The organism is Serratia odorifera, from assembly GCF_041448735.1.
Taxonomy (GTDB): Bacteria; Pseudomonadota; Gammaproteobacteria; order Enterobacterales; family Enterobacteriaceae; genus Serratia_F; species Serratia_F odorifera.
The window spans coordinates 1-22,123 of record NZ_JBGMUT010000004.1 but is presented as its reverse complement, the minus strand read 5'-3'; the positions used below and the strand labels follow the sequence as shown (position 1 = coordinate 22,123).

Annotated in this window: 21 protein-coding genes and 1 other annotated feature; of the genes, 10 read left to right on the top strand and 11 right to left on the bottom strand. The window is 55.7% G+C overall.

Annotated elements, in window-relative coordinates; translation table 11 throughout:
- Together ACCC84_RS12600 and ACCC84_RS12595 are read right to left on the bottom strand one after the other, a co-directional pair.
- The gene (locus ACCC84_RS12600; RefSeq protein ID WP_371901964.1) at positions 1-453 is read right to left on the bottom strand and encodes a DcrB-related protein; all 453 of its coding nucleotides are present in this window, start codon (positions 451-453) and stop codon (positions 1-3) included.
- Between the two features lie 249 nt (positions 454-702).
- Entirely contained in the window at positions 703-876 is a 174-nt protein-coding gene (locus tag ACCC84_RS12595; RefSeq protein WP_198773227.1) for a hypothetical protein, read from the bottom strand.
- A 248-nt stretch (positions 877-1,124) separates the two neighbouring features.
- On the opposite strand from ACCC84_RS12595, the gene ACCC84_RS12590 reads away from it, so the two are divergent.
- Positions 1,125-1,937 (top strand): lysozyme family protein, encoded by an 813-nt coding sequence (locus ACCC84_RS12590; protein WP_371901963.1) that lies wholly within the window; start codon positions 1,125-1,127, stop codon positions 1,935-1,937.
- Positions 1,938-1,973: 36 nt separating this feature from the next.
- Here the strand turns inward: ACCC84_RS12590 and ACCC84_RS12585 are convergent, their stop codons facing one another.
- Positions 1,974-2,615 carry a hypothetical protein gene (locus ACCC84_RS12585; RefSeq protein ID WP_233092312.1) on the bottom strand — a complete coding sequence of 214 codons (642 nt, stop codon included), beginning with the start codon at positions 2,613-2,615 and terminating at the stop codon, positions 1,974-1,976.
- A gap of 682 nt (positions 2,616-3,297) precedes the next feature.
- On the opposite strand from ACCC84_RS12585, the gene ACCC84_RS12580 reads away from it, so the two are divergent.
- Positions 3,298-3,588 carry a hypothetical protein gene (locus ACCC84_RS12580; protein WP_273870515.1) on the top strand — a complete coding sequence of 97 codons (291 nt, stop codon included), beginning with the start codon at positions 3,298-3,300 and terminating at the stop codon, positions 3,586-3,588.
- A gap of 493 nt (positions 3,589-4,081) precedes the next feature.
- Here ACCC84_RS12580 and fbpC read toward each other — a convergent pair whose 3' ends face one another.
- The 6 genes from fbpC to ACCC84_RS12550 form a co-directional block, all read right to left on the bottom strand.
- Positions 4,082-5,128 (bottom strand): ferric ABC transporter ATP-binding protein, encoded by a 1,047-nt coding sequence (gene fbpC / locus ACCC84_RS12575; RefSeq protein WP_198773223.1) that lies wholly within the window; start codon positions 5,126-5,128, stop codon positions 4,082-4,084.
- Between the two features lie 4 nt (positions 5,129-5,132).
- On the bottom strand, positions 5,133-7,211 hold the full coding sequence (locus ACCC84_RS12570; protein WP_004955762.1) for an ABC transporter permease: 2,079 nt from the start codon (positions 7,209-7,211) through the stop codon (positions 5,133-5,135).
- A gap of 72 nt (positions 7,212-7,283) precedes the next feature.
- The gene (locus ACCC84_RS12565; protein WP_004955764.1) at positions 7,284-8,315 is read right to left on the bottom strand and encodes an ABC transporter substrate-binding protein; all 1,032 of its coding nucleotides are present in this window, start codon (positions 8,313-8,315) and stop codon (positions 7,284-7,286) included.
- Positions 8,316-8,319: 4 nt separating this feature from the next.
- Positions 8,320-9,627 (bottom strand): MFS transporter family glucose-6-phosphate receptor UhpC, encoded by a 1,308-nt coding sequence (gene uhpC, locus ACCC84_RS12560; protein ID WP_004955766.1) that lies wholly within the window; start codon positions 9,625-9,627, stop codon positions 8,320-8,322.
- Between the two features lie 85 nt (positions 9,628-9,712).
- Positions 9,713-11,254, bottom strand: coding sequence for an MASE1 domain-containing sensor histidine kinase (locus ACCC84_RS12555; RefSeq protein ID WP_004955768.1), 1,542 nt, complete (start codon positions 11,252-11,254; stop codon positions 9,713-9,715).
- Positions 11,254-11,883, bottom strand: a complete 630-nt coding sequence (locus tag ACCC84_RS12550) for a response regulator transcription factor (RefSeq protein ID WP_004955770.1) — start codon at positions 11,881-11,883, stop codon at positions 11,254-11,256. The genes ACCC84_RS12555 and ACCC84_RS12550 overlap by 1 nt, the downstream gene beginning before the upstream one ends.
- Positions 11,884-12,286: 403 nt before the next feature.
- On the opposite strand from ACCC84_RS12550, the gene tnaC reads away from it, so the two are divergent.
- From tnaC to ACCC84_RS12530, 4 genes are all read left to right on the top strand, one after another.
- A complete protein-coding gene (gene tnaC, locus ACCC84_RS12545) occupies positions 12,287-12,382 on the top strand; it encodes a tryptophanase leader peptide (protein WP_071586633.1) in 96 nt (31 codons plus the stop codon).
- A gap of 124 nt (positions 12,383-12,506) precedes the next feature.
- Complete coding sequence (tnaA, locus tag ACCC84_RS12540; RefSeq protein WP_004955771.1) at positions 12,507-13,895, top strand: tryptophanase; 1,389 nt, start codon at positions 12,507-12,509, stop codon at positions 13,893-13,895.
- 389 nt (positions 13,896-14,284) lie between these two features.
- Positions 14,285-14,542 (top strand): YjhX family toxin, encoded by a 258-nt coding sequence (locus ACCC84_RS12535; protein ID WP_004955772.1) that lies wholly within the window; start codon positions 14,285-14,287, stop codon positions 14,540-14,542.
- 244 nt (positions 14,543-14,786) lie between these two features.
- Complete coding sequence (locus ACCC84_RS12530) at positions 14,787-15,533, top strand: SAM-dependent methyltransferase (protein ID WP_004955773.1); 747 nt, start codon at positions 14,787-14,789, stop codon at positions 15,531-15,533.
- A 174-nt stretch (positions 15,534-15,707) separates the two neighbouring features.
- Here the strand turns inward: ACCC84_RS12530 and ACCC84_RS12525 are convergent, their stop codons facing one another.
- A complete protein-coding gene (locus ACCC84_RS12525) occupies positions 15,708-17,198 on the bottom strand; it encodes an alanine/glycine:cation symporter family protein (protein ID WP_273870532.1) in 1,491 nt (496 codons plus the stop codon).
- Positions 17,199-17,633: 435 nt separating this feature from the next.
- Entirely contained in the window at positions 17,634-18,242 is a 609-nt protein-coding gene (locus ACCC84_RS12520; protein ID WP_371901962.1) for a DUF1062 domain-containing protein, read from the bottom strand.
- 294 nt (positions 18,243-18,536) lie between these two features.
- Between ACCC84_RS12520 and ACCC84_RS12515 the strand changes: the two genes are divergently transcribed.
- From ACCC84_RS12515 to trpA, 4 genes are all read left to right on the top strand, one after another.
- The gene (locus ACCC84_RS12515; RefSeq protein ID WP_198773218.1) at positions 18,537-18,791 is read left to right on the top strand and encodes a zinc ribbon domain-containing protein; all 255 of its coding nucleotides are present in this window, start codon (positions 18,537-18,539) and stop codon (positions 18,789-18,791) included.
- A 34-nt stretch (positions 18,792-18,825) separates the two neighbouring features.
- Positions 18,826-19,218 carry a VOC family protein gene (locus ACCC84_RS12510; RefSeq protein WP_371901961.1) on the top strand — a complete coding sequence of 131 codons (393 nt, stop codon included), beginning with the start codon at positions 18,826-18,828 and terminating at the stop codon, positions 19,216-19,218.
- A gap of 294 nt (positions 19,219-19,512) precedes the next feature.
- Positions 19,513-19,606: a sequence feature (Trp leader region), on the top strand.
- 142 nt (positions 19,607-19,748) lie between these two features.
- Positions 19,749-20,942 (top strand): tryptophan synthase subunit beta, encoded by a 1,194-nt coding sequence (gene trpB / locus ACCC84_RS12505; RefSeq protein WP_004955778.1) that lies wholly within the window; start codon positions 19,749-19,751, stop codon positions 20,940-20,942.
- Positions 20,942-21,751 (top strand): tryptophan synthase subunit alpha, encoded by an 810-nt coding sequence (gene trpA / locus ACCC84_RS12500; protein ID WP_004955779.1) that lies wholly within the window; start codon positions 20,942-20,944, stop codon positions 21,749-21,751. Before trpB ends, trpA begins: the two co-directional genes overlap by 1 nt.
- Positions 21,752-22,123: the final 372 nt, after the last annotated feature.

Sequence of the window (22,123 nt, the reverse complement as noted above, 5' to 3'; positions counted from 1 at the left end):
TTATGCCCGATCGGGCACGTTGGCAGCCGGCTGATAACTGTCCAATACCTGTTGCAACAGCGCCTCGTCCTGCGGTGCCAGCTTGCGTGGCTGCGCCAGGGTGAACACCAGTACCTGCCCCTGCTCCAGCGCAAACACCGCCTGACGCTGCCAAATGCGTTTACCGTCGCGCAGATAACTGGCGTGCACGCTTTCCCCCGGCAGACGCGAGTTACCCAAAGCCACCGGCTCACGCCCCTTCAGCACCCAGCCCTTCAGGCTGTGGGATAACGTCTCGAGCTGGCGCGTGATGTAGTCCGCCAGCGTTTCGTCCGGCTGCAACGCATCACGGGAAATATTCAACGAGGGGGAAGCATCATCACCGGCCAACAGCACGTTGACGGTACGATCGCTATAACCTTCCGGCAACGTCACACTGCCTTCGGTGAAGGTGCAACGAGAAAAATCAGGCATCACGCAGGGTCCTTTTGCTAAACAGGATGCCAAGAATGACATAAGCCGGCGGTGATGGAAATATCGGTAAGGGATAGTTATGAGTGGGATCGGCAACTGGGCTAGCGAGCGATACGCTGCGCCGCCCCAACGGAGGGGAAAAACCGTCGATTATGCCGCCAGGCAGCGCCTGCCTATCGATACCCCGCGCAGAGGGGATGTGGCAAACAACGCCGCAGGGCGACATCCCGCAATCGGCAGCAATAATGATTATTTTTGCTGTTGAATCATTGCCTTTAGTTCGTCGATGGTCAGCGTTTTGTTCTTTTTACGGTGGATAATGCTATGGCAATTGGCACACACCGGTACCAGATCGGTGGCGGGATCCACCTCTTTTTGACCGCCAAATTCAGAAACGGCCTTGAACCCGTAGCCCAGCGACAAAAATCAGGACGCTGGCTCTCACCGGTGCACAATACGCAGTACCTTTCCATGAAAAAATAAAATATAAATCAATAAATTACAATAAAAAACAAACCCTATTGTTGTGTGGTACGTATCACTGCGGTGATGACAATCTTTATCATCATCATAGGAATACACTCATTTCCATTCGGTATCCAAGTCCTTTGATAAGGCTGGATTTCCGGTTGACAAAACGACTCCCTTTCATCAACAAATAAGGAAATATCATGAGTGATCCAAACAGCGGTTCAGGTTGGGGTGTAAGCCATACTCCGTATGGTGACGTGCGTAACTATAATCCGAATGAATTCGGTGGGAGTACTGGTGAAGGCGGTGGTGGTAATGGCGGTGGCGGCGGAAACAGCGGCAACCAACCCGGTACCGGCTCGTATTCCGGCCGTTTCAGTGTGGGCTCATTCTCTGCCGATGCGCCAGGTATCGGTTCTGACGAGCTAGAGGAAATTTTTAACAACACAGCACGCTGGGAAGGGGTGTCTCACAACATGTATGCCGACAGCGAAGGCAACGTCACTGTCGGGATTGGTACGCTGTTGTCGACCGCTGACGATGCAATCAAACTGGGGTTCCACAATCGACGTGTCACACGTGGCCACGGTGATGAGATAGTTGGCTATGTACGGTCCTCAGAAGGGGAAATCCGTAGCAATTTTCAGCGGGTGAAGGATGTGTATAACGATAAGTCCCTGAGCCATCGTCAAAAGGTTGTAGAATGGTCAGGGAGCGGAATGGTGTTGACGGATAATGAGATCGGTTCATTGGCCACAAAGCACATCAACCGAGACCGTGCGGCGCTCCAGGGGCTTTATGCCGGCTTTGACAGTTTCCCTCGTAGCGCAAAAGTGGCGTTGCACGATATGGCGTACAACATGGGGATCTCGAAATTACGTAACGGCTTCCCACGCTTTAACGATGCGGTAAATCGCCGTGACTGGGCAGCAGCAGCCGCTGAATCTCATCGGGTCGGTATCAGTGATGATCGCAACAATGCCACCCGTGAACAATTGCTACGTGCTCGCTAATCATTAACATAGCCCGCGGCGCCGGGGGCTAAATTATCACAGCGTGGTATTTTCAGTTACTGGTGTGACAGACCAGATTTTACCTTTAGCATCATCTATCCGGTAGGTCGACAGCGTGCCCAGCGTTCCACCAGTTACTGCTGATCCTAATGTGATGAATGACTGCGATTTGCCCTGCGGGTTTTTAAATGTCTGATATTGGCTGACAGCGTAAACGACGTGCTCTTTGTCCGACACCATCCGTCCATCCTTCAGCACCAGAGATGGCGTCCATTCCTGCAGTGTTTTACCCGCACCTTTGGCTTTCAACTCCTTGACGTCGTCATCAGAAACCACCAAAGCGGCACTGGCGGGGAAGTGCGCGACCACTTTCTCAATACCCGGCACGTCAACCTGGGGATCCAACACGAATTGATGCTGTTGTACATAGTGCTGAATATTGCACTGAACCAACGAGTCCTTGGCTTCAACATAATCGCGATCGGGCAAACCACTAATGGACGTGATCTGTTGGTTATTTTTTCGTAAGGCAAGATAGTCACCACACGTGGCCAAAGAATGTTTTTTCCCATCAGCGGTTACTACCTGCAAAGGCTTTCCCTGAATGGAAATGTCCTGCTCGGCGGCCAGCGCCGAAGCAGAAACCAGCAAAGCACAGCCGGCGCCCAATACTTTCATTTTGTTCACGATAACGCTCCCTAACATGACAGGTAAGATAGGACAACATTCAACAAGATAAGCATATCACAGGGGAAAATAAGCCTTATGACTTATCTACGCACAAATGATTTATCAGTAAATTACAAAGACACAATCCATGCGGTACGCCAAAAAATACCAGTGGAAAAGATCGATCGTTTGACCGATCCAAGGTTGGTGACAAAGTTGTCGGTTGGAGCGCGATACCCGAGCCTAGCGCAACCTATATCCCTTCTTGCAGCTTACACCGCTACATCCAACGGCATGCTCTCCCAATACCTGACTTTGTTAACAGTCTGAATATATCGCAATGGATTGATTTTTAAAATTAATATTAATGCACTAACGTTGGGATCGTGATTCCATAAATGACAACAACTTACTGTAAATGCGAGCAGCCTATTGGCACCGAAATAGTGTGCGCTAAGGTAACCGTGCTGCGGCAAAATCCGCGCTCAGGATTGGAACCCTGATCCCCTTTATGACTGAAAATACTTGTCTTTTTTCAGTGCCTGCGTACACACTCAGTTCGGTGGCTCAGGCAGGGCAACCGCAAGGTTGGCCGGTAGCTAAGGGGCCGGAGTTCCAAACCTGTCTGGGCCACCACCCGAGTTTGGAACCTGGGGTGGTGAAGTCGACCTTACCTTTAGGAACTTCTTTAATGAACGACTCTCATCAAGATACATTACCCTCCTCCATCACCCTATTCTGCCGTCTGGTTAGCACCTTCGAGCTGTCCGCGTTATCCGATATCGATCTCGCCGATCTCAACGCGCTGAGCGCCGGCGGCATTGAAGGCCTCTGCCATGGCTTGCTATTTATTAGTGACTCATTGGAGCAGGAAGTTATTTATCCGCCTGAAAGTGTGCAGCAGCTAAGCGCATTTTTAAACGCCAGCGCGCACCTGATTCCAGCATTGGCCATGCTCGGTGATAAGGCGCTGATTCAGTGAGGGGAGATGCATTAATCATGTTGTTTATGATGCAGAGCCTGGGTAACCAGGCTCTAGAACATCATCAGCTAGCTGAGAAAAACCAATAACATTGCATTCGGCAAAGACTTTTCCTCAGGTAAGTTTTCAACGCGATAACCCCCCCGTGGAGATTTGTCACTTTAAAACACGCCATAAATGCCCACCCGTAAACATCATGAGAGCTGTTTCGCTCCTCAATAGGCACAAAATCCAACCTCATGTTATAGGCATGGTTTTCTTTAACACCGTAGTCGCCATGGGTAACGCAGATCCCCTCTGACAGCATTTGTTTACCCCCGCCACAAGCTTTTCCTCCGCTCCGGTGGTGATGTACAGCCGGTCCGGCACTTCTTTTTCTTTTGATGGCGGATAGACGCAGCTGTCACCGTGACGTTTTGCCGTCGCACTGATAGGAATATCCGGCGCGTAGCGCTGATATCCAACGCCCCTTCCGCAAAGGAAGGGGCGCAGACTACGCGGCATCCACCAGCATAAACATGCCATAAGGATGGATTTCGAGGTAATAGCTTTCGCCAACGTCCGGTTGCAGGCGCGTGGCGTTAACCTGCAGCAGAATTTCCTGCCCGTGCCAGTCAACGCTCACCTCATATTGCGGGCCCATATAGGCGACGTGGCGAATGGTGCAGCGCTGGCTGTCTTCGCCATGCTGGCTGAGGGTAATCGCCTCTGGCCTGACGCCGACGCTGCCGGCTCCCCGTGCCGTAAAATGGGCCGGGCGCGGCAGGCGATAACCATAAATTTCTACCGACTCCTGGCTAATATTGGCCGGGAACAGGTTGGCGTCGCCCATAAAGCTGGCCATAAAGCGCGATGCCGGCTGGCGATAAAGCGCCTGCGGGGAGCCGATCTGCATAATCTCGCCTTTGTTCATCACCAGCACGGTATCCGACACCGCGAACGCTTCGCTCTGATCGTGAGTGACATACAACGAGGTGATGTTGAACTGCTTTTGCAGCGCCCGGATCTTCTCGCGCATGCTGCGCCGCAGGTTGGCGTCGAGGTTGCTCAGCGGTTCGTCAAACAGCAATACCTTCGGTTTCAGGATCAGCGCGCGGGCCAGCGCCACTCGCTGCTGCTGGCCACCGGAGATCTGATCCACGTAACGATCCTCAAAGCCGTCCAGATCGACCATCGCCAGCGCTTCTTTCACCCGCGTTTTGATTTCGCTACGGGCGACGCCCAGCATCTTCAGGCCATAGCCGACGTTGTCTCCCAGCGACATATGCGGGAACAGGGCATAAGACTGGAACACCATGCAGATGTCACGCTGCTGGATAGAACGCTCCGTCACGTCTTCGCCGTCGATAATGATTTGCCCGGCGCTGGGTTTTTCCAGCCCGGCCACCAGTCGCAGCACGGTAGTTTTGCCGCAACCGGACGGGCCAAGCAGCGTGACCATTTGCCCTTGCGGGATGGCGAGGTTGATATTGTCGATAACCGTGTTATCGCCAAAGCGCTTGGCGACGTTGCGCAGTTCCACGAAATGTTTTTCAGTCATAATATTACGCCTGTTGTTTGGCTTTTGAACGGGAGGTTCGCGCCTCGCCGATCAGCCAGTCAAAGAGGAAAATAATCGCCAGCATCACCACAATCAGGATCGAGCCATAGGCAATCGCCACGCCGTATTCGCCGTCTTCTACCCGGTTGAGGATATAGGCCGTCGCCACGCGGGTGTCCGGCGTGACCAGGAACACAATGGCGCTAACGGTGGTAATGGCGCGGACAAAGCTGTAGATCAGCGCCGACAAAATGGCCGGGCGCAGCAGTGGCAACAGAATATGCGTGATGGTGCGCAGCGATCCGGCGCGCAGGCTTAACGAGGCTTCGTCGAGCGACTTGTCGATCTGCCCAAGCCCGGCGATCCCGGCGCGGATGCCAACCGGTACGTTACGCATTACCATCGATATAATGACGATCGCCGCCGTGCCGGTGAGGTACACCGGGGCGCTGTTGAACGCCAGGATATAAGACACGCCAGCCACGGTGCCCGGAACGGCGAAGCACAGCATGGTACTGAACTCGATGGTCTTTTTGCCCCTGAACTGCTGGCGAACCACCACCCAGGCGATCAGCAGTCCGAACAGCGCGGTGATTGGCGCAGCAATGCCGGCATACAACAGCGTATCGAGTAGCGAAGGCCATGCGCCGTCGCTCATACCCTGGCCGAACAGCTTGATAAAGTTATCCAGCGTCAGGGTGTAATCCACTCCCCAGTTCACCGTGAAACTGCCATAGAAAATACTGCCGTACAGCAAGGCGTTGAAGACGATCCAGACGCCAAGAATGGCGATCACGCTCCACACCAGCGTTACCGGCAGCGGCTGCACGTCGCCACGGTAGGATTTGCCAGACACGGTGACGTAGGATCGTTTGCCAATCCACATGTACTGCACGCAGAACACCAGCAGTGAGAACAGCAGCAGAAAGGCGCCAAGGGTGCTGGCTGCCTGATAATCCAGCTGCGAGCCGGTGATGTAGAAGTAGATTTGCGTTGCCAGTACGTCATAGTTGCCGCCCAGCACCAGCGGATTACTGAAGTCGGCCAGCGATTGCACCACCACGATCAGGAAGGCGTTGGCCAGAGCCGGTTTCAGCAGTTGTACAAACACGCCGTTAAAGGTCTGCCAGCGACTGGCGCGCAGGGTATACGACGCCTCCTCCAGCGACGGATGAATGGTCTTTATTGCGCCGTCGAGGATCATGAACGCCATCGGCGTAAACGCCAGTACCTGCGCCAACCAGATGCCGGTAAAGCCATACAGCCAGTTGGTGTTGTCAAGGCCGAACCAGCTCACCATCAGCTCGGTAACGTAACCGGAACGCCCCATCATCAGCGTGACGCCGAGCCCGACGACAAACGGCGGGGTGACAATCGGCAGAATGGAAAAAATACGGCCGATAATCGCGCTGCGCTTGGCGATGCGGGTGGTGTAAATCGCCAGCACCAGGCCAAAAAAGGTGCAACCGATGCCAACCGCAATCGACAGCATGATCGAGTTGAGGATCACCTGGACGATATGCGCCTGCGACAGCACGTTGAGAAACGCCAACGGTGCAAACTCGCCGCTTTCACTGGTGAACATCGGGATGAAAATCGCCACGCTGGGCCAAACGATAAAGATGCCGATCAGTGCGATGATGGCGATCAGCGAAGCGATAACAAAGCGGTCGCCGCCCAGCCATTCAAGACGGGTCAGCGCCAGCGTCATGATGGCGGCCAAAACCACCAGCAGTACGATGGCGGCATAGCCGAGGCCACGCTCGACAACGGTGGCGCTGATGACGATAAACGCCATGCACAGCAGCGCCCAGCCGGCGTCAAGGTAATGCCGGGCTCGCCGTTCGCGTTGCGCCGGCTGGAACGGGCGGATCAGCAGCAGGCTCGGCAACAGGTACCATAAGATGCTGACGTTCAGCTGCGACCAGCCATACGAAGCCAGCAGTTCGTCAGCGGTGGACTCCATCAGGCCATAGTCCAGGCTCCAGCTCGGCAGCAGAACAAACGCCGCCCAGCCGAGTAACAGCCAAAGGAAGACCGCATCCCGCTGTGGTGCGGGATGGAGAGTAAGTGTCTGTGACATAAGCGTACCGATTCTGAGTAGGCCCGGCCGCAGCCGGGCAAAAGGTGGCGCGACTAACGCCGGATCGTGGGCTTATTTACCCATCTTCACGTCGTTTACCCATTTGTTGATCAACGCTTTACGCATGTCCGTCGAACCGTATTTATCCATGTCGTAATCGATCAGCTTCAGCCCGTCGAGCTTCAGCGAGTTGGGTGAGGTCGTTGCCGTGGTGTTGGTGAGGATCTGGTAAGACTTGCCTTTTTGCCAGGACAGCTCCTGCGCCTGTTTTGACAGCACCCAGTCGACAAACAGTTTGGCGTTTTCGCTGTTGCGCGCGCCCTTGAGAATGCTTACGCCGCCAATCTCATAGCCGGTGCCTTCGCACGGCGAGATCAGCTCCAGCGGCGCGCCCTGCTCTTTTTCCAGCGAATAGTCATGCAGGAAGCCGATGCCAATTGCCGTTTCACCGCGCGCAGCGTTGCGCGCCGGGGCAATGCCGGACTTGGTGTATTGCGATACGTTGGCATTGAGCTGTTTCAGGTAATCAAACGCCCGCTCTTCGCCCCACAGCTGCACAAAGGTGGCCAACGCGGTATAGGCGGTGCCGGAGCTTTGCGGGTCGGCAATCTGGATTTCGCCCTTATATTCGGCCTTGGTCAGATCCTGCCAGCACTGCGGCACCGGCAGGTTCTTTTCCTTCAGGCGTTGCGTGTTGACGCCAAAGCCGAGAATGCCGACGTACACCGCAGAGGTGTAGTTGCCTTTAACCTTGGCCGGATCGCGGAACTGCTCCATGATCTGGGGCAGCAGCGGTGATTGATACGGTTGCAACAACCCCATTTCCCCGGCCTGGGACTGCGGATCCAGCGTACCGCCGTACCAGACATCCGCCTGCGGGTTTTTCTTTTCGGCGTCGACCTTGGCCAGCGTGCTGCCGGAGCCGTTACGGATAAAGGCGGTTTTCACCTGATACTTTTCGCTGAACGCTTTGGTTTCGACTTCGCACATTTCGTTGGTGGCGCTGCAATAGACCACCAGTCGGCCTTTGGCCTGTGCGCTGCCGGTCAACGCCGCCAGCGCGATACCGGAGGCAATCAGGGTAGAGAGGAGCGTAGTTTTCATTATTCTATCCTTGGTGTGTTAGATAACTGCGAGAAGCGGTAACGCCCGCCATCAGCAATGGCATTAATAACAACCCCATCAATACGGCAGCCACGGACAGCAGACTGAACATGCCCGACCAACCGTAATGTTCGATAACCAGTGACAGTGGCCACCCGGCCAGCGCCGCCCCCAGGTAGGCAAACAGGCCGAGAAAACCGGTAATCGAGCCCGCCGCCTGTTTGTGGCCGCACTCGACGGCAGCCAGACCAATCAGCATCTGCGGGCCGAAGACAAAAAAACCGACGCTGAAGAAGCACATCGTCAGCAACGCATAGTGATGCACCGGCGCCAGCCACAGCGCGGCCACGGAAATAATCAGGCCGAAGGTGAACAGCAATATCATCGGCGCGCGCTGGCCGCTGAACAGCAAATCGGCTCCCCAACCGGCAAACAGCGCTCCGAGCAGGCCGCCAACTTCAAACAGCATCACGGTGGCGTTGGCGCTCAGCAGATTGACGCCATGGGTTTCACTAAGCCAGATGTTGCCCCAGTCGTTGAGCGCAATGCGGATCAGATACACCAGCACATAGGACGCGCCGAGCAGCCAGATCAGCGGGTTCTGTAACATGGTGCTACGCAGCATCTGCCATAGCGCCATCGGCGGGCTGGCCGCCACCTGCCGCAGTTCAAGCGGATCGTTGCGCCACTCGCCGACCGGCGGCAGCCCCTCCTCCTGCGGCGTACCGCTCAGCCGGGTGATCAGCCACAGCCCCAACAGCACGCTGACAATCCCCGGCGTCAACATCGCCGCCTGCCAACCCCACCACTGGGCGGCAAAGGCGCAAATCAGCGGGACGATCGCCCCGCCAATGTTGATCGAGGTATTCCAGCACCCCCACCAGAAGCCGCGCTCATTGCGCGAATACCAATGAGTCAGCAAGCGAGCACAGGGTGGCCACCCCCATCCCTGGAAGAAACCGTTCAGCGTCCAGATGGTCAACAGCATCAGCAGTGAATCGCCAAAGGCAAACAGCAGATTCAGCATCCCGGTCGCCAACAGGCCAATACCCATAAACGCCCGCTGCCCGTGGCTGTCATGCCAGAGCCCGGCGACGAACTTTGACAAGCCGTAACTGAGGTAGAACAGCGAACCGAGCAGCCCGATGTCGCTTTTGCTCAGCCCTAAATCCAGTTGCAGCGCCGGCAGCACGTAATTGACGCTTTTGCGCGTCAGATAAAACGCCGCATAGCCGATCACCATGTACAGCAGCAAGCGCGGTCGCTGCGCCCGATAGCGTTGGGTAACCTGTTCAGCAGACAATGCGTGCATGGCGCTCTCCGTTTAAAACGACTCTATGAAACTGCGGGTAAAAAGGGATGAGACAAAGTCTGGCGCGACTAAGACTTTTTCCTGGTTAACGCGGGGTTTGTTGCAAAACTGTGGGCAAGTTAACAATTACGCGCGTGCCGCGCTGCGACGCCAGCGTCAGCTCGCCGCCGAGGGCATGGACGCGTTCACGCATCCCCTGAATACCGAAACCGGGCATGTTCTGCGTGCTGATGCCAACGCCGTCGTCGTTCACCTCCAGATGCAAAAACGCCTCCTGCTGGCACAGCACGATGTTCACCGCACTGGCGTTGGCGTGCTTGCTGACGTTATTCAGCAGCTCTTGCAGCAGCCGATAAAGGGTAAGCACCAGCGTGTCGTTTTGTGGCGGTGCTGGCAGCCGGTAGTCAAAATGGCAGCGAATGCCGCGTTCGGCGAAGGCAAACTCGCCCACCAGATGGCGCAGCGCATCCTCAAAGGAGAGTTGATCCAGCACCGGCGGGCGCAGTTGGCGCAGCAGTTGGCGGGTGGAATGATGAATGCGCCGTGCCAGTTCGTTGATTTGGCCGGCGGCGTCGATGGATTGCGGGCTGCTGGCGGTGCGCTTAATCAGCTGCGACTGAATCTGAATGGCGGTGATGTTCTGGCCGATCTCGTCATGCAGTTCGCGAGCCAGCTGCTTGCGGGTGTCTTCTTCGGTGTGGATCAGCTGTTCCGTCAGCGCCCGGCGCGCCTGCAACTCCCCTTCCAGCCGGTGGCGATAATGATCCAGATTCAGCGCCAGATGTTGCTGACGGCTGATGGCGATCCCCAGGCCGATACCCAACAGCGACTGGGTGGCCAGGAAGATCTCCAACTCCAGCAGATCGCTGAACCCGACGCCGATTTGCCGGGCAACGGTGATGGTGATACTGCCCAACAGGCCGGAGAGCACCCCGCCCTGCCAGCCGAACTTCCACGCCATGATCACATTGGGTAAAAACACCACGATTAACAACAGGCGTTCCAGCGCCGGCGACAGCGCCATCTGGGTGGCAATGCCGATGATAAAGAACAGGCTGCACCAGATCAGCAGCGACGCGCGCAGCGGCGGGTTACTGGTGTCCAGACCGAGTAAATGGTAGCGGTGCTGTTGGCGTAAAAACTCAAACATCAGGTAGACAAAGGGCGTCAGCAGTACGCCGCCGGTAAACGACGCCAAGGCCAATAGCGTCAGAGAACTGGACAGCCACGGCGCCAGCAGCGCGGTCTGCAACAGGGCATTTGCCGTCACCGCCATCAGCAGCAGCGACAGCCGTTGCCAATACAGCGGGAAACGGTGCCAATAACGCTGCGCCGCAAACGCCGGCAGCAGAGCCAGCGGCGGCGAGAGCAGCATGACGCTGGCGCTCAGCAACTGTTCATGATACAGCCAGATCATCATGCCCAACGGCGGCAGCAGCAGCGCCGGCCAGAAGCGACGCGACAGCAAAATCAGCATCGCCAGATACACGCCCTGCGGCAGAAACAGCGCCGCCTGCTGCCCGTTGTCGGTCAGATAAAAGCTGAGCGTCCACAGCATCAGCCAGCCGGTGCCCCAGGCGAACAGAATGAACAGCGACAGCAGCATATGCCGCAAACGACGCGTCATTAATGCCCCGCCAGCAACTGGTGTTGCAACGCAAAATGCACCAGTTCGATGGTGCTGCTGCACTGCAGTTTGCCAAGCACGTTAGCGCGGTGGACGTGGACCGTTTTGTGGCTAAGTTCGAGCTGATAGGCAATTCCCTTGACGCTTTCGCCCTTGACCAGCAGATAAAACACTTCTCGCTCACGCGGGGTCAGCGCCGCCAGCACGTTGGCATCCTGCTGACCGCCACGCAGCGCCTTGACCGCGTCGGCGCACAGATAATGGCCCCCCAGTCCGACCGAGCGCACCGCCTGCACCAGCTCCTCGGGGCCGCAGCGTTTGGTCAGGTAGCCGCTGGCACCGCTATCGAGGGCGCTTTGCACGAACGCCGGGGTATCGTAAATACTGAGGATAATGGCGCGAAACGCCGGCCGCTGTTGGCGCAGACGCTTGAGCAGGCTCAGGCCGTTTTCATCCGGCATCGCCACGTCCAGCACCACCACGTCGATGTCATCGGTGAGCAGTGCAGGCCAGGCCTGCGCCGCCGAGCCGTATTGACCTGCCACCGTGATATCGTGCTCCAGCCCCAACAGTTGGGCAAACCCAGAACGTACAACCACGTGGTCGTCTACCAGAGCCACTTTAATCATTAGCGGATACCCTTGCCTGAAATCACTCCATGATGCCCACTGCGCGCACGCTGGCAATGGCGAAAGGGTGGTTATGCAATGGATGTAACAAAATCGTCATAAATATTGCCGCGCGCACCCAAACGGCGCTTTTCCAACAACATCATGGTCAGCCTGGCGGCGGTTTTGGCCGTATAATCCCCTGCGTTAATTCGGGCTCAAGGCTTACGGGCGATCGGCGTTGGGAATTGGCAACGATAATTAACGCAGGCGCAGGTCATGGGATACTTAATAACAAATTGCCTTTTATGCCTGTTACCCGATGTATATAAACACCCAGCGTGAAAATTGTGAGCCATCTCTAGGATAAATTTTAAGCATTAGCTATTTTTTAGATTCCCTTTCACACGCAGAGAATCTTGTAATGAACCATAAATCGTTTTATCGGCTCATTGCTGTAGGCGGTCTGTACTCCTGGTACAACCTCGATCCACGCCTCTCTAACGACTTCCCTCGCTAATTCTTCGCGCTGTTCCCTATCTGATTAAAATTAACTGAACGCTGCGTTCGGTGGTTATTTGCTGCGCCTTCGATAAGGGGCAAATAACCGCTGCGCTGCGTGGGAAGCTATTGGAGAATATAAGATGAAGCGTATTCCTGAGCCGTTCCGCATTAAAATGGTCGAAAATATCCGCATGACCACCTACGACGATCGCGTGAAAGCCTTGGCCGAGGCAGGTTACAACCCGTTTCTGCTGAAAAGTGAGGATGTGTATATCGATCTGCTGACCGATTCCGGTACCGGCGCGATGAGCGACCGCCAGTGGTCCGGGATGATGGTCGGTGATGAAGCTTATGCCGGCTCACGCAACTATTATCATTTGTGCGACGCCGTGCAAGAGCTGATTGGCTATCCGTATACCATTCCCACCCATCAGGGGCGCGGTGCGGAGCAGATCCTGTTCCCGAGCCTGATTGCCCGCCGTAACGCGGCGCAGCCGGTGTTTATTTCCAACTTCCATTTTGACACCACCGCGGCCCACGTCGAAATGAACGGTGCCAAGGCCATTAATGTGGTGACGCCAAAAGCCTTTGACACCACCTCCTGGGACGACTGGAAAGGCAACTTTGATATCGACCAGTTGAACGCCACCATCGCCGAATACGGCGCGGAAAACGTGGTGGCCATCGTCACCACCGTGACCTGCAACAGCACCGGCGGCCAGCCCGTTTCCATCGCCAATATGCGCGAGGTGTATCAGATTGCCCAGCGCAACAACATTCCGGTGGTGATCGACTCCGCCCGCTTCTGCGAGAACGCCTGGTTTATCAAGCAGCGCGAACCAGGTTACGCCGATAAATCGGTTAAACAGATCGTCCGCGAGATGTACCAGTATGGCGATATGCTTACCATGTCGGCAAAGAAAGATGCGATGGTCAACATTGGCGGCTTGTGCTGCTTCCGCGCTGACGAACAGCTGTTTAACGAGGTGCGTATCCGCTGCGTGCCGATGGAAGGGTTTGTCACCTACGGTGGCCTGGCGGGACGCGATATGGCAGCGCTGGCTATCGGCCTGGAAGAGGGCACCAACGAAGAGTTCCTCGCCTACCGCATTAACCAGGTGGAATACCTCGGTGAACGCCTGCGTGCCGGCGGCATCCCGATTCAGTATCCGACCGGCGGCCACGCGGTGTTTGTCGACGCAAAATTGCTGCTGCCGCATATTGCGCCGGAAGCGTTCCCTGCGCAGGCGCTGAACAATGAGCTGTATCTGGAGGCGGGGATCCGCAGCGTGGAAATCGGCTCGCTGTTACTTGGCCGCGATCCACAAACCGGCAAGCAAAAGCCGTCGCAGATGGAACTGCTGCGTCTGACCATCCCGCGCCGCGTATACACCAACGATCATATGGACTATATCGCCGATGCGCTGATTGCGGTCAAAGCGCGCGCCTCCAGCCTTAAAGGACTGACCTTCACCTATGAACCACCGGTATTGCGCCACTTTGTGGCACAGCTGAAACCCCTGCCATAAGCCCGGCCATCGCGCTCCACTCAGCGGAGCGCGATGTTACGCTACCCCGCATCGCTGTTGAGGGCCACTGGAGATGCTGGCCTGCGTCCGATCCGCCACCTCAACGCCTACGCAATGCGAGCACCGCTGACCGCGCTAAGGCGGGCGGAACTCCAATCGCGATCACATTTTTCCGATTAACCTATACCCATATCAATATCAGGTGTTATCATTCACCCCGTAAATACCTATCAACTCATACCGAGGCTTTGATGCTGGAGAATGTAATCATCCGATAATCAGCTTACCGACCTTATCAGGCCGGACTGATTATCAATGCGCTGAAATCGAATGCGGACACCGCTGTGTGTTTGCACGTTTTGCACATGATGATTAACAGGTTTTCCAGTATGAACATATCCCGTCAGGAACAACGTACCTTACACGTTCTCGCCAAAGGTGGACGTATTGCGCACGTCCGCGATGCTTCAGGCCGCGTCACCGCCGTTGAATGCTACAGCCGCGAAGGGCTGCTGCTCAGCGACTGCACGCTCGCCGTCTTCAAAAAACTCAAAACCAAAAAACTGATCAAGTCCGTCAAGGGACAACCTTACCGCATCAACGCCATTGGGCTGAGCAACGTTCGCGCCCAGTTGGATAACCGTTAAGGAGAGGATGATGACTATCAGCCCCCGTCTTTCTGCTGCCCATCCCCGGCCAGCCGCCGGCATCCCCGCCAGGGACGCGCTAGCGCTGCCGTATCGCCGGGCCAGCCGCTGCCGAGCCGTGAGTGAACCGGCGCCGTCATACCGGAGGGCCGTGGCAACCCTGGCGGCAGCCGGGCGGAACAAAATGGCTCGCCCTGGCGTGAGCAGCACCCTGATTAAACAACGCAACAAAAGGAATTAACCTATGGATATCCCACGTATTTTTACCATTAGCGAAAGCGAACACCGCATCCATAATCCGTTCACGCCCGAGAAGTACGCCACCCTTGGACGCGTGTTACGCATGGAGCCGGGCTGGCGCATTCTCGATCTCGGCAGCGGCTCGGGCGAAATGCTCTGCACCTGGGCACGCGATTATGGCATCACCGGTGTCGGTATCGACATGAGCCAGTTATTCAGCCAACAGGCAAAAATGCGCGCGCAGCAGCTCGGCGTCAGCGATCGGGTTAACTTTATCCATAACGATGCCGCAGGCTACGTCGCCGAAGAAAAATGCGACGTGGCGGCCTGCGTCGGTGCCAGCTGGATCGCTGGCGGCGTCGCCGGCACGCTGGAACTGCTGAACCGCAGCCTGAAACCAGGCGGGATACTGCTTCTCGGGGAACCCTACTGGCGCCAGTTACCCCCGTCTGAAAACGTGGCCCAACAGTGCGGCGCCACTTCGCTGGCCGATTTTCTTTCGCTGCCAGAGCTGGTCGGCTACTTTGACCAACTTGGTTATGACGTTGTGGAAATGGTACTGGCGGATCAGGAAGGCTGGGACAGGTACGAGGCGGCCAAGTGGCTGACCATGCGCCGCTGGTTGCAGCAACATCCTGACGATCGGGAAGTGGATGAAATCCGGGCACATCTGACCGCCTGGCCAAAACGCCACGTGATGTATACCCGTGAATATGTAGGATGGGGCGTATTTGCACTGATGGCGCGCTAATCGGCAAGCGTGGTGCTCCGTCGCCGCGCTGCCGTTTGAATCAGATTGATTTATATTGACGGAGAAAACCAGTAGCCTCCTGCCGGGGGCTACGTCAACAAAAAACCGGCCGCAGCCGGTTTGAATACCTTGTACGCGACCTCATCAGCGCCCAACGCCGGCGAGGAGCCGCTGTCAGCCAAGCCCCGCTTTGCCGTCAATCTTGCCAGTGGCCTCTTGGATCCGGTTTACCTCGGCGCGATTTTCTACCCAATAGTCGGCCCGCTTGATACCGAGTTTTTCTGGGTGAAACACCGGGTCAACCCCTTCGGCCAACTGCTTTTCGTAGTCCTTCAGACAGCTGAAGGCGGTATTGCGCAGCAGCAAGATGGCAACGATGTTCAGCCAGGCCATCAGCCCCACGCCAATATCCCCCAGACCCCACGCCAGATCGGCGGTCTTCACCGTGCCGTACACCGCAGAAGCCATCAGACCGATCTTCAGTACGAAGGTCAGCCATGGGCGGTGGATCTTGCGGTTGAGGTAGGCGATATTGGTTTCGGCAATGTAGTAGTAGGCAACGATGGTGGTGAAGGCGAAGAAGAACAGCGCAATGGCGACAAAGTAACTGCCGAAGCCAGGCATCATGCTTTCCATCGCGGTTTGCACATAGCCAGGACCGGCGGCAATGCCGGCTATCCCGGTGTACAGTGCGGCACCGTCCGGCCCCTGCACGTTATACAACCCGGTAATCAGCAACATGAAGCCGGTAGCAGAACAGACGAACAGCGTGTCGATATACACCGAGAACGCCTGCACCAGCCCCTGCTTGGCCGGGTGACTGACCGCCGCGGCAGAAGACGCATGCGGGCCGGTACCCTGAGCCGCTTCGTTGGAGTAAACGCCGCGCTTGACCCCCCACATAATCGCCAGCCCGAGGATCGCGCCAAACCCGGCGTCGAGACCAAACGCGCTTTTCCACACCAGCAGGATAACGCCCGGCAGTTGATCGATATTGAGTGCCACAATCACGCAGGCGACGATGATATAACCCAGCGCCATAAACGGCACCACGGTACCGGCAAAGTTGGCAATGCGCTTAACCCCGCCGAAGATGATGAACCCCAGCAGCATCGCCAGCAGCGCGGCCGTCACGTTCGGGCTGATGCCAAACGCAATGTCCAGACTGGCACCGATCGAGTTGGCCTGCACGCCCGGCAGCAGCACCCCACAGGAGAAGATGGTGACGATGGCAAAAATCCAGGCGTACCACTTCATGCCGAGACCTTTCTCGATATAGAACGCCGGACCGCCGCGGTATTCGCCATCAAGCTTTTCTTTATAAACCTGACCCAATGTCGATTCCACAAACGCCGAGCTGGCGCCGAGGAAGGCCACCATCCACATCCAGAACAACGCCCCCGGACCACCGAAGGTGATCGCGGTGGCGACCCCGGCGATGTTGCCAGTCCCGACCCGCCCAGCCAGCGTCATGGACAACGCCTGGAAGGACGACACCCCGGCGTCGTTACCCTTACCCTGAAATATCAGGCTTACCATCTCCTTCAGGTGTCGTAGCTGCAAAAAGCGGCTGCGCAGAGAAAAGTACAGGCCGGTTCCCAAACACAGGTAGATGAGCGCCTGGCTCCAAATCACGCCGTTGACGGCATTGACAAATTCATTCATGCAATCCAACCCCTTCGTTGATGCCCTGATCAGTGCGCAGTGGACCTGCCTGACTCCGGGCTACTGCCTATATGCGCCGTCTAGCGTGAGAGTTAACTTACGTGGATCACTTTAGTTACATATCGCAACTAATTTCACACATATTTAACCTGTCGTAAAGCCCTGACAATCGCAAGTACAACAGCAAGCCTGTGGGGCGCTTAGCAAATTTGAAATTTGGTTGGGGGTTGGTTTACCGCTGGGGTTGGGTTGGGTCGATATGTATTCTGGCAGCGAGCAGCCAATACCAGTCACACGATAGTTTTATCGCCCTCTCTGTGATGGTTCACAACTCAGCACCGGAGCAGTAGAAGCTCCCCCTTCCCTGGTATATCCGTTATGCTGTTGAACGGCTGCCATACTGGCGTTTATTACCTCGGGGTGAGCTGCTGATTTTTACCGACGCGTCAGCACGATCCTGCGCCGGGTATACAACGTTTCCATAGACAGCTGAAACTTATATTCCGCGGCCTGTAACTTTCGTGATTTAAGCATGTTGATGGTGAGACCTTGTATTTGCCCTGACTCCATCCGTTTTTTGATTTCGCTAGCGCTCAGCATGAGCTGCTTCTTCAAAATCGACAGCAGGCTGACCTGAAAAGAACGGGAAACCCTGACGCTTACGCTGACCCGCCGGCGGCTGGTAATGCTGACCAGCCAGCGCTCCTGAACCTGAAAATCAGGCCGCCCCGCCAGCTCGGCGTTGTTTCGCTTCAGCGTCACTTTGTCATAGGCAAAATGTTGAACCGTGGCGGCATCATTGGCCATCAGCCGGCGATAAAGTTCACGGTCAATTTTACTGACCGGCAGGCGCGAAAACAGCGAGATGTTCCAGGTGTGATCGCAGTGTGTGCATTTATAGATACTCCACACATCCAGCCGTTTTTTTTGCGAATTCACCCGAAATGCCCCCGAAGGCGTGAACTCCCGTTTTACGCTGCATGAAGGACAGCGTTTCGCAATGCGCTGATACCCCACGGGCGTAACAGTCCATGTAACTTTCATAACTTACCTTTTTTAACCCATACCAAACCGGATCCGTACTGAGCGGACCATGGATGTTTATGTATGAAAATATTTAAGGGATATTTTTCAGTGGGTTAAAAAAAGATTTCCAACGCTACAATCCTGTCGACGACCAAAGAGATACGCCGAGACTAGCAAAGCGGCAATTATCGGGTATATGAGTTCGATCAATATTCATGATAGTTCCAGCAGAATCTATTGATCTGACACGCTAAACGTCACGCATTCATTCTGTATATTTGGTAGACAATCAAACGACAGAAGGAGCGTTTTATGACACAGCACGAACGGTTTTGTCAGGCCTGCGGGATGCCGATGTCCGCACCTGATGCGCAAGGAGCCAGCGATAAATATTGCGCTTACTGCAGCGATGGCAACGGCAATCTGAAATCCTGGGATGAGGCCGTTTCCGGTCTGGCGGGTTTCCTTGATTCCTGGCAAAAGGTCGGCGAAGTAGAGGCGCGCAAGCGGGCAAAACGCTACCTGACGGCGATGCCCGCCTGGGCGCATAAAGCGGAGAACCCCTAAGCACAACCCTGTTATCTTAAAATGAGGAGGGTGTATGTTTTCTTACGTCATGCTGGGTACTAACGATCTACAGCGAGCCATTAAGTTCTACGATCCATTGATGGAATTACTTGGGCATCCACAGGCAGGGCGTAATGAAGAGGGCGCGTCCTGGGGGACATTCTGCGATAATCATACTACCGGATTGTGCATTGGCAGGCCCTTTAACAGACAGCGTGCCGGAATCGGAAATGGCACGATGGTGGCGCTGAATGCCCGCTCGTTTGAACATATCCAGCAGCTCCATGCGCTCGCGCTTAACCTGGGAGGCACGGATGAAGGCGTACCGGATCACAGACCGCAATACGGACAAGGATTCCATAGTGCTTATGTACGCGATCCTGACGGAAATAAGGTAGCGTTTGTGTATTACGCCGGCAAGGGCTGAACAACAGTACGACTGGAAATGCGTTGTGGCCGCACGTTCCCTTGTTCCTGGTGCAGCCTCCTGATTTGCCATTTTCATGGTCACTACGTCGTATCCATATGATTAATAAACATTTATAAGGCAGACTTCTACAACGACACCAGCAGACGAAATTCCGGGGAGTGGGTAGTTGTATTCAATGATGAATATCTTTTGTTCACTTGAAGCCTTGACGTGGTACTTCCAAACTAGTTTACTGGTACAAGAATTTAATTTTACAGGTATCTGACAATGACATCCTCAATGATGACTCTGCATGGCTGGTGGCGCACTTCCCGTTAACGGGCAGTATCGTCACGTCTGCAATTTGCACACCGATACCCGGCCCGCCATGAGCGGGCTTTTTTTTGCCCAAATTTTTGTCATACGCGGAAAGACTTACCGCATAAACGCGGCCAGCAAGCGCCGCGCAGTCACTGAATTCACTTCACGTGCAGAGTCTAGGCCGGGGCCCCGGTTGTCAGGCACTGCGCAGACATTAAGGAGCAATAATGAGCACCCTACTCAACCCACGCTTCGGCGAATACGGCGGTATGTACGTCCCGCAAATCCTGATACCCGCCCTGCTTCAGCTTGAAGAGGCTTTCGTCAGCGCGCAGCAGGATCCGGTATTTCAGGCCGAATTTACCGACCTGCTGAAAAACTATGCCGGACGTCCCACGGCGCTGACCCTCTGCCGCAACCTCACTCGCGGCACCCGCACCACACTGTACCTCAAGCGTGAAGACTTGCTGCATGGCGGAGCGCATAAAACCAATCAGGTGCTCGGCCAGGCACTGCTGGCAAAACGAATGGGTAAGAGCGAAATCATTGCCGAAACCGGAGCCGGGCAGCACGGCGTGGCATCCGCCCTTGCCAGCGCGCTGCTTGGCCTGAAATGCCGCATTTACATGGGCGCAAAAGATATTGAGCGCCAGTCGCCGAACGTCTTCCGCATGCGGCTGATGGGGGCGGAGGTGATCCCGGTGCATAGCGGTTCCGCGACCCTGAAAGATGCCTCCAACGAGGCGCTTCGCGACTGGTCCGGGAGTTACCAAACGGCGCATTTCATGCTCGGCACCGCTGCTGGCCCTCACCCCTTCCCAACCATCGTACGTGAGTTCCAGCGCATGATTGGGGAGGAAACCCGAGTACAGATTCTGCAAAAAGAGGGCCGTCTGCCAGATGCGGTTATCGCCTGTGTGGGCGGCGGATCCAACGCGATTGGCATGTTTGCCGACTTTATTGACGAACCGCGCGTCGGGCTTATCGGCGTGGAACCCGCAGGTCACGGTATTGAAACCGGCGAACATGGCGCACCGCTGAAGCACGGTCGCACGGGCATCTATTTTGGTATGAAATCGCCGATGATGCAGACCGATGAGGGGCAAATCATAGAGTCTTGCTCTATTTCTGCCGGTCTGGATTTTCCCTCCGTCGGGCCACAGCATGCGCACCTGAACAGCATCGGGCGTGCCGACTATGTCTCGGTAACCGATGATGAAGCGCTGGACGCCTTTAAAACCCTGAGCCGCGAAGAAGGCATTATTCCGGCCCTGGAATCCTCTCACGCGCTGGCACACGCCCTAAGAATGATGCGTGAACATCCCGAAAAAGAGCAGCTGCTGGTGGTTAACCTCTCCGGTCGGGGAGACAAAGATATCTTTACCGTACACGACATTCTGCACGCGCGAGGAGAAATCTGATGGAACGTTATAATGATATGTTTGCCAAACTGAAACCCCATGGAGAAGGCGCTTTTATCCCCTTCGTGATGACGGGCGATCCGGACCCGGCGCAGTCGCTGCGGATTATCGATACTCTGATTGAGGCGGGCGCAGACGCGCTGGAGCTGGGCATGCCGTTTTCGGATCCGCTGGCGGATGGCCCAACAATTCAGAACGCCGCGCTGCGAGCCTTTGCCGCAGATGTCACGCCGACGCTGTGCTTTGAGATGCTGGCCGCCGTTCGACAAAAATACCCCGCTATTCCGATTGGCCTGCTGGTGTATGCCAATCTGGTCTTTAACCGAGGTATTGATACGTTTTATGCCACATGCGCCCGCGTCGGAGTAGATTCAGTGCTGGTGGCGGATGTGCCGTTCGAAGAGTCGGAGCCGTTCCGTCAGGCCGCGATGCGCCACCGTATTGCGCCCATTTTTATTTGCCCCCCGAACGCCGAGGAGCAACTGCTGCGGGAGATAGCCCAGCATGGTCATGGCTATACCTACCTGCTGTCCCGCGCTGGAGTCACGGGTACCGAACAGGGAGCGGCCAAGCCGCTACACCATCTGGTAGAAACGCTGGCGAGGCTGCAGGCCCCACCGGCGATCCAGGGATTTGGTATTTCGACGCCCGATCAGGTGGCGGACGCGATTAAAGCTGGCGCGGCAGGAGCCATTTCCGGCTCTGCAATCGTTAAAATCATTGAGAAGCATGGAGATAATGATGATGCGATGCTCAATGAGCTAAAGGCGTTTGTGATGAGCATGAAAGCGGCAACGCGCCGGGGGTAGTAATCTGCGATGCCAGCAAGTGTGCATATAGCCTGAGAGGCAGGTCTGTTACAAGGACACTTTTCAAAAGTCTGTGTTATCCAATACACCTTGGTATACTCAGCTCTGCCTCTCGTCGCTTACAACATGAAAAACCGGCATTATGGCGGCGCTTGTCAGTACGCGACGACGATATGCTGTATTTTCTGTTTGAAGCCCTAACATCATACTTGGACGCAAGCTACGCCATAACCCGCAAGACATGGATAAATTCACCAGTGCTATCGAAAATCTTTAGAGTCATCAGAAAAGTTTGATCCTACCCACGTAATGTGGACACGGCCCTAAGCGAGGTTTTGGTTTTCAAACTGTTCCGGGCTAAGACCGCCACAG

Coding starts and splice junctions, on each gene's coding strand:
- ACCC84_RS12600 (WP_371901964.1), bottom strand. CDS start 453: ATGCCTGATTTTTCTCGTTGCACCTTCACCGAAGGCAGTGTGACGTTG.
- ACCC84_RS12590 (WP_371901963.1), top strand. CDS start 1,125: ATGAGTGATCCAAACAGCGGTTCAGGTTGGGGTGTAAGCCATACTCCG.
- ACCC84_RS12585 (WP_233092312.1), bottom strand. CDS start 2,615: ATGAAAGTATTGGGCGCCGGCTGTGCTTTGCTGGTTTCTGCTTCGGCG.
- ACCC84_RS12580 (WP_273870515.1), top strand. CDS start 3,298: ATGAACGACTCTCATCAAGATACATTACCCTCCTCCATCACCCTATTC.
- fbpC (WP_198773223.1), bottom strand. CDS start 5,128: ATGACTGAAAAACATTTCGTGGAACTGCGCAACGTCGCCAAGCGCTTT.
- ACCC84_RS12570 (WP_004955762.1), bottom strand. CDS start 7,211: ATGTCACAGACACTTACTCTCCATCCCGCACCACAGCGGGATGCGGTC.
- ACCC84_RS12565 (WP_004955764.1), bottom strand. CDS start 8,315: ATGAAAACTACGCTCCTCTCTACCCTGATTGCCTCCGGTATCGCGCTG.
- uhpC (WP_004955766.1), bottom strand. CDS start 9,627: ATGCACGCATTGTCTGCTGAACAGGTTACCCAACGCTATCGGGCGCAG.
- ACCC84_RS12555 (WP_004955768.1), bottom strand. CDS start 11,254: ATGACGCGTCGTTTGCGGCATATGCTGCTGTCGCTGTTCATTCTGTTC.
- ACCC84_RS12550 (WP_004955770.1), bottom strand. CDS start 11,883: ATGATTAAAGTGGCTCTGGTAGACGACCACGTGGTTGTACGTTCTGGG.
- tnaC (WP_071586633.1), top strand. CDS start 12,287: ATGAACCATAAATCGTTTTATCGGCTCATTGCTGTAGGCGGTCTGTAC.
- tnaA (WP_004955771.1), top strand. CDS start 12,507: ATGAAGCGTATTCCTGAGCCGTTCCGCATTAAAATGGTCGAAAATATC.
- ACCC84_RS12535 (WP_004955772.1), top strand. CDS start 14,285: ATGAACATATCCCGTCAGGAACAACGTACCTTACACGTTCTCGCCAAA.
- ACCC84_RS12530 (WP_004955773.1), top strand. CDS start 14,787: ATGGATATCCCACGTATTTTTACCATTAGCGAAAGCGAACACCGCATC.
- ACCC84_RS12525 (WP_273870532.1), bottom strand. CDS start 17,198: ATGAATGAATTTGTCAATGCCGTCAACGGCGTGATTTGGAGCCAGGCG.
- ACCC84_RS12520 (WP_371901962.1), bottom strand. CDS start 18,242: ATGAAAGTTACATGGACTGTTACGCCCGTGGGGTATCAGCGCATTGCG.
- ACCC84_RS12515 (WP_198773218.1), top strand. CDS start 18,537: ATGACACAGCACGAACGGTTTTGTCAGGCCTGCGGGATGCCGATGTCC.
- ACCC84_RS12510 (WP_371901961.1), top strand. CDS start 18,826: ATGTTTTCTTACGTCATGCTGGGTACTAACGATCTACAGCGAGCCATT.
- trpB (WP_004955778.1), top strand. CDS start 19,749: ATGAGCACCCTACTCAACCCACGCTTCGGCGAATACGGCGGTATGTAC.
- trpA (WP_004955779.1), top strand. CDS start 20,942: ATGGAACGTTATAATGATATGTTTGCCAAACTGAAACCCCATGGAGAA.